We start from the raw sequence: 9,777 nt of genomic DNA on the forward strand, positions 1-9,777 counted from the left end.
CCAGTTGCAGCGGTTCGAAAAGTACGCCGCAGCGCCTGCACCGAGAGTTGAGTCATGCAGACTGCTGAACAACTGTTCGCCGCACTGTCGCAGATCTACGGTCGTACTTGGAGCAATGAGGTCGAACAACTCCTGCTCCGCCCTCCTGGTGACGGCGTCCGTCAGAGTTACATCGACGCTCTCGATGCGCTTGCCGACACTGATTTCCAGGCGGATATGCTGCCGCTGGCAATCGTCGATGAGCAGTCTGTAGCGTGCGTTTGCCTCAACAATCGAGACGATCTCCGGCGTGGGCGTGTCGTGCGCATGTTCCGCACCGACGTTGACTCGGAATGGCAAGGCGCCCTGCTCGACACCGACCCTCTGCTTTATGTGGCTTCGCTTGACGAAGAACTCAATGCACGGGCTGCTGGGCTACGACGGGTACTTGACCAGATCGGGCCGGCCTACGAGCGTAGCCACCTCGAGAAAGAGAAGCGTCCACGCGACTTCGTCGTCCGTCCTGTGCGTATCGCCTGTCAGAACGTCATCGTCGCCCTGGGGGCAATCGCCCATGACGCCAGCTTCGACGGCTTGTCAGTCCCCGCTTGGCAGACATGCGAGGTCTCACACGTGGCAACCCACGAGGCCAATAGAGCTCTTGCAGCCCTTACTCTCTGCGACGCATTCCAGAGCGGAGGAACGATGGAGATTCGCTTCGACCGCAAGGCCCGGATCATCCACAAGGGTCATTCGCTCGACTTCCCAGGGCATCCGGAGAAGGTGGTGCCGGCAAGCCTGCGACGATTCGGTCGCACTGTCGGAATCTCGCTTGGACGTGATGATCCGGCCGCGATAAGTCCCCGCGAAGCCCGAGATCTCTTCCTAGCGATCACCCCTATGCCCGACGGCCTACGAGGACGCGTCACCGATGCTGTTCACAGTCGCGGAATTGCTCCGGAGCGGATCTGCTTCCTGCTCCTCTCCCAGATCTGGCGCGAGATCGAGATGGACTACCTTCTTGCAACAACAGGACGCGCCGCATCGATCCTGAGCGGCGGTGCCGACTGGACCGATCGGTTCGCGCGTCAAGCTGAGTCGGAGATCTGCCGAGGCGCTATGACCATCGGTATGTTGTTTCGTCGGCTTAACGCCGCCGACAATGCAACTGGCGGAAGTGAAGTCGTGAGTGTGGTCGAAGATCGTTCCAAGGGCATTGACTGGGAGCTTCGGCCAGAGATAGCTGCGGTTACGCTGACCTGCCTCGACCCCTCCGCGCCCGTCCCGTGGACGTTCGGTACTACGGGCGTCGACACACTCACTGTCTTCCCCCGTAGCGTGATCAGCGCTGACGTACTCCGCGAGATTGTCGATGCCGACGTACCGGGCGAGTCGGCGATTCTGATCCCTGCGGATACTGAAGTGCCACACAAAGTGCCGTCGCCTGTTCGTGTATTGAGGTGTCCCGATCGCCTAGCCGACATCGACAAGTCCATCGAGGACCGACTCCTGAAGTCAAGGATCTCCCGCGGATGAGCACTGAACGCGCATGGGTGATCGGGCTCCCCTCTGATCAGTGGACCAGGAGTCTGGTCGATGACATCCGCTCCGCGTCTGGTCGTGCTCGCAAGGCTGAACCTGGCGACCGGCTTGACATCGCACGTTTCGAAGCACTTGCCACACGTCTTGAACAGGCTGCGTTGAGCCGCGTCGATGCCAGGCGGATACACGTTGCTTGCCCACAAGGCGGGCAGACGCTGCTTTTCGGCCAAGATCCCGGCGGTTGGTCGCCAGGACTTCCTACAGACATCGTCGACGCAGCAAGCACTCTTGCCGCGACGGGACTTGTCCCAGTCCTTGTCGTCGGCCCATGCGCACCGGGGGACACCGATGCGGCATTTGTCGGAGCGGCCGACTCTCCCGCCGACACTTGGAAAGCGGATGACAGCGTGTTCGGCGGGCGAGCGGTCGAGGCAAGATTCCGTGCTCAGATTGCAGAAACTCTCGACCCCGGAATCGAACGACGCGTGCCAATTTCACCGAGCGGCATCAACAACGCCATCGTCACTGAGATCCTGCGGGAGTTCGTTGCCGCCAAGCCTGGCAAGGCTCGCGTCGACGCACCCGTTGAGTACCGCGATGGCTCCAAGTCAGCTCACCGGTTCCCGTTGCGTGCGTTGCCAATGCTCGCTGATCTGCCACCGGCGTCGCTGGAGCTGCGGTTCGCACTTCTGTCGATCAGACACACCGAGATGGATGCGGTGGTGCACGGCGCTTGGCTCCGCAACGCGGAGATCTCTCGACCTCGCCCGGCTGCAATGACTGATGACCTCGTGTATGACATCAGCCGTCGGCAGCTTGATGAGCTCTGCAGGAACGAGAGTCACGTGCGCTTGCACATATACCAAACAGGCCTTGAGACAGCCGTTGTCGGCTTCTACCGCGCGTTGACGCTCCACCTAATGAGATTTCCGGGCTCGGTGTCAGTGCAGCCGATGTATTACGTGGCACCGCGGAAACCCAAGAAGACCTTCACGGAGCGGGGTGGCGACCGTGGCGCTGGCGAGAAGTCGGGAGGTGGCAGCCGCAACCCACGCAATCGTGGCGGCGCGGCGTACAGCGCGAGTGATCGCATAGTCGACTCCGCCCTGGACCGTAGCCCTGTGGTCGCCGAAAGCAGCACCTTCCGGAAGGGGACAGTGTGGACGGCATAGGTAGGGCCGAAACACCGAAGCGCGGAATGTCGGCCTCGCGCATGCGGGCGTTCGTCTGCAAGGACTGCCAGCGAGAGGTCGACGGCCTGCACGACCAGATTACGGCTCGTGAAAACCGCGGGGCGAGCAAGGCCGAACTCGGCAAGCTACGAGCCAAGCTCCGAACGCGCCTGGAGAAGGCGACGTACAACGAGAACTGGGCACTCAATCTTGTCGAGCGAGGTGGGTCACGGTCGGACCGCTGCAAGGAGCATCGTGCAGAGCATCGCGTCAACATCCAAGGATTGGCGGTTGCCTACATTGATCTGGAGACGGTCGGCGAAGTTGCCGACCGCGAGAACCCGACAGGACCTCTCGGCGGCCTTGGCCCTCTTCCGACCGTGCACGAGGAGGTCGAGGGGACGAGTTGCAACCTCGAAAACATCCGGGTCGGCATGACCGATGACCATGTGGTTGAGATGGTCACGAAGCTGCGCGAGAAGCAGATTCTTATTCTCAAGGCCGGAACTGGGACCGGAAAGTCGACGTTCGCCCCCTACAGGTTGATGGATCCGCCTCCAGCCACGCTGACCAACGTCCGTCCCGGCGCGACGTTCGCCAAACTGACCGACCTGGGGCCAATAATCGTCACCGAGCCGCGCGTGCAGGCAGCGGTGGGCGTCGCCTCTTTCGTTGGCAACGTGATGTCTGGAGCCGGGGGCTGCGGCCCTGGCTACCCTGTGGGCTATCAGGTGTCCGGGGATAGGAACCACGACGAAGCCTGCGAACTGATCTACGTCACCGACGGAACGATGATCAACTGGCTCCGAGAAGGTCGCCTGAGTCGAATCGGGACGGTAATCGTCGACGAAGCTCACGAGCGCAGCACAAACATCGACTTCATCATGGGCTACTTGAAGCGTGAGCTCCCGCGATACCCACATCTCCGCGTCATCGTCACCTCGGCAACCTTCAACACAGACTTCTACCTCGAGTACTTCGGAGGTCCGGCGAACGCGAACGTCATGGACGTTCCGCCAGAGAAGACGTTTGGTTACGGAATGCCGTTCTTCCCCAACCTCGACACGCCCGAGGATGGCGAAGATGATGTGCTTGATCGCTGGAACGACCCCGCACTCCCGCTCACCGCTCAAGCTCAGCGCAACGAAGTCGACTTCGTTCGGACTCACTGGACGTCGCAGTTCGCCGAGCCCCTGATGTACCCAGACGATGTCGCTGACAGGTCAGACGATGGCTTCGTCGAGGATGTCTGGGAGACGACACGGCGAATCTCAGACCTGCGGTTCAAGGGGAGAATCCCCGTCGAGGATTGGCAGGAGCGGATGCCGAGTGAGATGGCCAAGTTCGTCATCAAGCTCGCTCGCGGACTGGACGACGCCGGAGTCTTCGGAGACATCCTTGGATTTCTCCCGACGAAACGGACCATAGAAGCTGTTTGCGATGAGATCGAATCGTCGCTGGGCCGAGCCTACAAAGACCAAGTCTTTCCGCTGATCTCGAGCCTGCCGAAGGATCGACAGAGACGAGCCCTCGCGAAACGGAGGATGGGAGACCCGCGCAAGATCGTCATCTCAACGAACCTGGCCGAGACGTCCTTGACTGTTGAAGGCGTTCGATTCGTCGTTGACAGTGGAATCATCGCCCAATCAGAGTGGGACCCCGAACTCGCCAAGGGGCGTATTTCGACCAAACCGCACAGCCAGGCGGGAATCAAACAAAGATGGGGCCGCGTCGGGCGCAAGACGCCGGGCTGGGTGTTCCCGTTATACACAAAAGCTCAGTTGCTCGATCTCGCCGAAGACACTCCGCCCGGCTCGACTCGCGACAACCTCGAAGCCCTGGTAATGACAGCCAAGATGGGCGGAATAGACGATGTACTCGGCTTCGATTGGCCCGCCGCTTTCCAACCAGCCACAGTAGAACTTGACGAAAAGGCAAAGCAGGCAAGCGGAGTCTTCGTCAGGGAACTACACCGCGCAGACCACTCACTGCGTGTTGGAGGGGCTGTTGACGGTGCGGGCCACCCCACATCCTTCGGCAAGGAGCTGGTCCGATTCCAAGGACTTGGCTCCACCGCGAGCGCATTGGCGATCATGTACGCCGATCGACTGGCCTGCGTGCCAGAAGTCTCAACCGCTATCGCGTTGCTGGAAGACACACGGCTTATCGGGCAACGCGGCCTCTTACTGGACGATTTCGACTGGCCGGACGATTGGCGTCTGGAGGCAGCAGAGCGCCATCGTGGGCTCGCCACCCTCTGCGAAGACGAAGCGGAACTGGTGATGCTCATCACCGCAGCGTGGGAGTGGTCGGACAAGAGCCAGGCACCTTGGGAGGATTCCAGCACGCGGCAGGACTGGGCACGTCAGTGGTGGGTCAACCACTCGGTGCTCTTGGAGGCTGCCCAGAAGCGACAAGACGTCCTCGCCGCTCTGTCGCCCGCCATGAAAGAGGAGGCCAAGCGGTTCATCGAACCGGCCCTCATCAACCGGACCCGCGGCGTTCTGACTCGAGCGATGGCTGCAAACATCTTCCTCCGGCAGCCCGAAAACGACTACGTAGCGGCGAGCACACCCCCTTCTGTCGCCGCGCAACTGGACATCACTGACCCTGACTCGCCCACCGGCGACGCGTCGAATACGCCACATACACCAACGCTGGCGTCTCGAACCTTCGTGGTCGAAGAGGATTCGCTTCTGAAGCCGCAATCAAAGCACGTCGTCGCTTTGAGGCGTCGTGAATCACGACTGGACAATAGGATCTCGTCGCTGGTCATAGCCCAGGAATGGGCAATGACGAAGCCAGACGAAGAGCCACCGTCGAGCATCGTCGACGCGATGCAGATGCTGATCGCAGCGTCCAAGTACGCACCCGCCGACGCAACCAAGAACGAAGCCCTGCACTATATCGAAGCCTGGCCAGTCGGTCAGCGTGTCCAAGTCGAACTGGAAATCAACAACGGGGCTACGACGGCCAAAGCAATCTCCGCGCCATTGACGCCGTTCCCAAAGCCCAAGACACGCGAAAGGCAAGGCAGCGACTCGCAGCGTCGGCGATCTTCGGGGCCGCAGCCTCACAGGCGTCCTCAGCAGACGGAGGGGGACTCCGGCTCCAGGGAGGACATCACGACCGAGATCCGCCTCGATCAACGGCGGGGCTACGACGACGAAGGCAGCGAGCGAGCCGAGCTATTGCACGCTGACCAAGACACAGGAATGTCGCAAGCCTGTGGCCAATGCTTCCCGTGCCGGGACGACCGACCCGAAGACTGCGAGCAACAGAGACGTCCGACCGAGCCTGGCAGGCGCGAAGATCTCCTCGCTCAGTGGAGACAGCACGCCACCCTCGGCTTCGACGTCTCGACGCCGCGGGTCAAGGTCGAGGAGACATCGATCGACTCAGCAGGATGGTACGAAGTGACCGGATACGCCCGCGACGACGAAGGGTTCCTCGTGACCCTTCGACCTGACTGGCGCCGCGGCGAAACCCGTAATGCCGGTCAGCACCCAGACCTGAAGGCGGGCGACCCGGTCGACGTCAGAGTTGGACAAGTCTTCAGACACCATGGCGGTTCACTGCGAGCCTTCGACCGGCTAGATGGTGAAGGGCGATTCATACTCGCTGAAGCCCGCAGTCGATACGCCAACGAGCAGGTCCGCTGGCGCGAGATCGCGACCAGCCTCGACCGAGGCAACACCGACCTCTTGGAGATTCTGACCCCCGACGCTGTCATCAAGGCAACCGTGGTCCCCGCACGCGCCGAGGGAACGTTGACGATCACCCTCCTCGAGCTGCTGCATCAGCACTGGTCGAAGGCACAGGACGGCCGCGGAGCACGCAACGAGATCCTCCAACAGCGCGGGCGCAACCAGCGGAGGGAGAGGGTCTATACCGCTGTCGTCGACACGCCCGCGAATGCCAACGGTTATGTAACCGCTCGTCTCCTTCATCAAGACAGCGAGCTCGGGATCATTCACAAGTTCGACTTCAACGTGAAACCTCGTGTCGAGGAGAGCTCAAGCGGTGATGGTGCAGCTGAAACCGAGATTTCCAACAGCGAGTCCCAACTCGCGACCGGCGACCCGATCATGGTCAAGCTGCAAAGCGACCGGGCGAGCCTTGATGTCAGCGGCCTCAGTATCGAACGTCTACGCAGCATCGCTGCACAGCAAGCCGGCCAGATCACGATCAACGGCCTTCCTGACGAGGAACGTGAGAAGTCTCGTAGCAATGCCAAACAGTCACGAAGGAGCAGCGCTCAGCCTGTGCTCTCCGACGCCGACTCGATGGACGCCGACGAAACCGAAAACGGTGAGTCCACCGAGGATGGCGAAACTGCACCGCCTGGCTCGGAGGTGCTGGCCAAGACCGAAAAGCCCCTATCTCGTTCGGCCGCAATGGCGCTCGTGGCTCTGAGCGACGAACCCGACTGGCCCAACGAAGTCTGGTCGTTCTGGGCTCGCACACACCACCTGCGCGTCGATGACCGAACCCCGGCCATCTCAGGCACGCACACAGAACCCTTCGAAGTACGTGCGACCGTACACATCGAAGAGTCGACCCCCGCGGAACAGCGAGAAGCAGCACTTGCTTTCTTTGCAAGCGCCCACCCCCCTCAAAGCGTGGTCGAGTGCGTTGTAAGGTCCCTCAGCAACAGCGGCGTGGTCGTCGACCTCGAAGGGGGCATCGAAGGGTTCATCCCGTTGGGCGAGTTGTCGTGGGCGAACCGGGGCAGACACCCCGATCAGTTCGTTGCGCCAGGCGATGTACTGCGCGCAGTCGTGCTGGAGATCCCAAGTCCGCCGGCGAGACCTCGGCTGTCAGCCAAGGCACTCATTCCTGATCCCTTCGAGTCCTTCAAGAGACGCTACAAGCTCGGCGCACGGGTGACCGGGACGGTCAACGGAAGCATCGACAGCGCCATCTTCATCGACCTTGGAAACGACTTGGATGGGTCGATCCACATCTCCGAACTAGACCACGCACGATTGGACAGCGCTGCAAACTTCGCGGAGATCGGGTCGACCATCGAGGTGGAAGTGCTCGGCTTCGATGAACGCGCGCGCAAAGTGAACCTCTCACGGAAGCGAACACTCCCACACCCGTATGAGGAGTACAAGCGTCACCACGAGCTGGGTGAAACAGTGACCGCCCTTGTGGATCGAGTTTCGGCAACACATGTGAATGTGAAGGTCGGACAGATCCACGGTGTCGTCCACGTCAGCAACCTGAGATGGGAGCGAGTGGATGACGCCACCAATGTCTACGCCCCGGGTTCGGAGCTTGACGCTCGACTCATCGGATTCAAAGATGCGAGGCGACAATTAGAACTGTCCGTGAAAGCGCTCGTCCCGGAGCCATATGAAGTGTTCAAACGTCAGCACCGAGTCGGAGACGCTGCTGAGTTCACGGTTGCACGCGCTTCAAAGACACATGTAAACGTCCGCCACGCGAGCGGTGCTCCCGGCGTCCTACACGTCAGCCAGCTCGAGCATTCGCGGGTCGACGACGTACCATCGAAGTACCGAACAGGCGACAGTCTCAGGGCCAAAGTCCTCAAGTTCGACGATGAGCGCCGACAGGTCGAGTTGTCGATCAAGGCCCTGCTCCCCGAGCCGTACCCGGCATTCAAGTCCATCACTCCGATCGGCTCCTCGATTGCCGCAGACGTGACTGGATTCAATGACTACTTTGCTTACGTGAGGCTCCCCGGCGGCGTCGACGGAAGCATCCACGTTGCGCAGATCTCAACGGCCCGTGTTGGGAAGCCGTCAGACGTGCTCAGTAAGGGACAGCGACTCTCGGCGGTCGTGATCGGCTTTGACGATCAGCGCAAGAAAGTGCAACTGTCACTTCGGCAGGCGCCATCGGCAACCACAAGACCGACCACCAGCTCTCCAGCTCCCGCCGTCACCACACCCCGAGCGTCAACGACGCCAAGGGCCACGACTCCTCCAATCACGCCGCAGCGCGCGACGAGGCCGACGCCACGATCCGTCGTCGCTGAGGCCGACACCATCGCCGAGGCGATCACCAAAGGATGTCGCCAACTGATGGTTGCGACGTACGCGGTCACGTATGAGGTTCTCGACCCAGGCGAGCCCAAACGGTTCCTACGTTCAGGCCGACCTGCTCGGGTGCGTGTGACGACGAAGTAGCCTCGACTCACCTGGGGTGGCACGTTGAGCAGTTCCGATGACGAGATCACCCGGGAAAGGGGCAGGAGCGGTTGATGTACCACGCACCAACTGTGATCTCATCGAGTGAACGCTGGCTGCTGTAACAGTTACGCGTGGGGCGACTCCCTGAACGAGCTATGCGCAGTCGACATGTGTCGGTGCGCGTTCTTCAGGCCGAACGCACTCGGATTGGTGGAATCACATCAGCTATTGACCCGCGGCAGCAATTCGGCCTAACGCCATTGGAGCCGCTCAAGGGGGTGGTGACGCCGTCACCACCCCGGCGAAACATCCAGTGGTGACCTGCGATGTTGACGCCGTCACCACTTCGGCGCTAGTTTGAGTCGCAAATCGGCGCGAACGGTCCTGAAAGGGCGCGTGAGCAGCGGAGATGATCACGCGAGAGATTGCTGACCTGGCGTTTCCGTGAAGTGGAATACGGGGTTCGAGTCCCCTGAGCTGCCAAAGTTGTTGCCGCTAGGTCATTTACGCCATTATTTCGCATTTTATGAGATTCTGCAATGGTTGCCTGACCGGTGTTTGTGCGGCGGCCGGTTATTGGCGATACGAGCGGAGTTCGGTCTTCGCGTATTCGTGTCGTATTCGACTGTCCGACGCGGTCGAGTTGCGTTCCCGTGCAGCCGATTCGAAGTGTTCTGGGCCGTCCCCTATAGATGAGACCGATCGGTATTAGAGTCCTTGTTTGGCCTGGTGAGGGCCGAGAAGGGACACTGAGGACCATGGCAGGACGCAAGCGGCATTCCGCGGAGGACATCGCGCGGAAGCTGCGCCGTGCCGACGAGCTCGCTGCTGCTGGGCAGACCGGTGAGCAGATCGCCGCTGATCTGGGAGTTTCGGCGGCAACGTTGTACAACTGGCGTCGCCAGTACGGTGGCGTGGACACC

4 protein-coding genes are annotated in these 9,777 nt (G+C 61.0%); all 4 read left to right on the top strand.

Annotation, left to right across the window (positions count from 1 at the left end; all coding sequences use genetic code 11):
- Nucleotides 1–54: 54 nt before the first annotated feature.
- Entirely contained in the window at nucleotides 55–1,515 is a 1,461-nt protein-coding gene (locus JZ792_RS32465; protein WP_216916709.1) for a hypothetical protein, read from the top strand.
- Nucleotides 1,512–2,693: a hypothetical protein gene (locus JZ792_RS32470; protein WP_216916710.1), complete on the top strand. Its 1,182-nt coding sequence runs from the start codon at nucleotides 1,512–1,514 to the stop codon at nucleotides 2,691–2,693. Before JZ792_RS32465 ends, JZ792_RS32470 begins: the two co-directional genes overlap by 4 nt.
- Nucleotides 2,681–8,851 carry a S1 RNA-binding domain-containing protein gene (locus tag JZ792_RS32475; RefSeq protein WP_216916711.1) on the top strand — a complete coding sequence of 2,057 codons (6,171 nt, stop codon included), beginning with the start codon at nucleotides 2,681–2,683 and terminating at the stop codon, nucleotides 8,849–8,851. The genes JZ792_RS32470 and JZ792_RS32475 overlap by 13 nt, the downstream gene beginning before the upstream one ends.
- Nucleotides 8,852–9,612: 761 nt before the next feature.
- The coding region (locus JZ792_RS32480) for a transposase (RefSeq protein WP_254190666.1) at nucleotides 9,613–9,777 on the top strand (165 nt) is incomplete at its 3' end.

It is taken from the genome of Nocardia noduli (genome assembly GCF_019038455.1).
Lineage (GTDB): Bacteria > Actinomycetota > Actinomycetes > Mycobacteriales > Mycobacteriaceae > Nocardia > Nocardia noduli.

Bases quoted from the DNA above. Each gene is read 5' to 3' on its own strand.
- JZ792_RS32470 (WP_216916710.1), top strand. From the start codon at position 1,512: ATGAGCACTGAACGCGCATGGGTGATCGGGCTCCCCTCTGATCAGTGG.
- JZ792_RS32465 (WP_216916709.1), top strand. From the start codon at position 55: ATGCAGACTGCTGAACAACTGTTCGCCGCACTGTCGCAGATCTACGGT.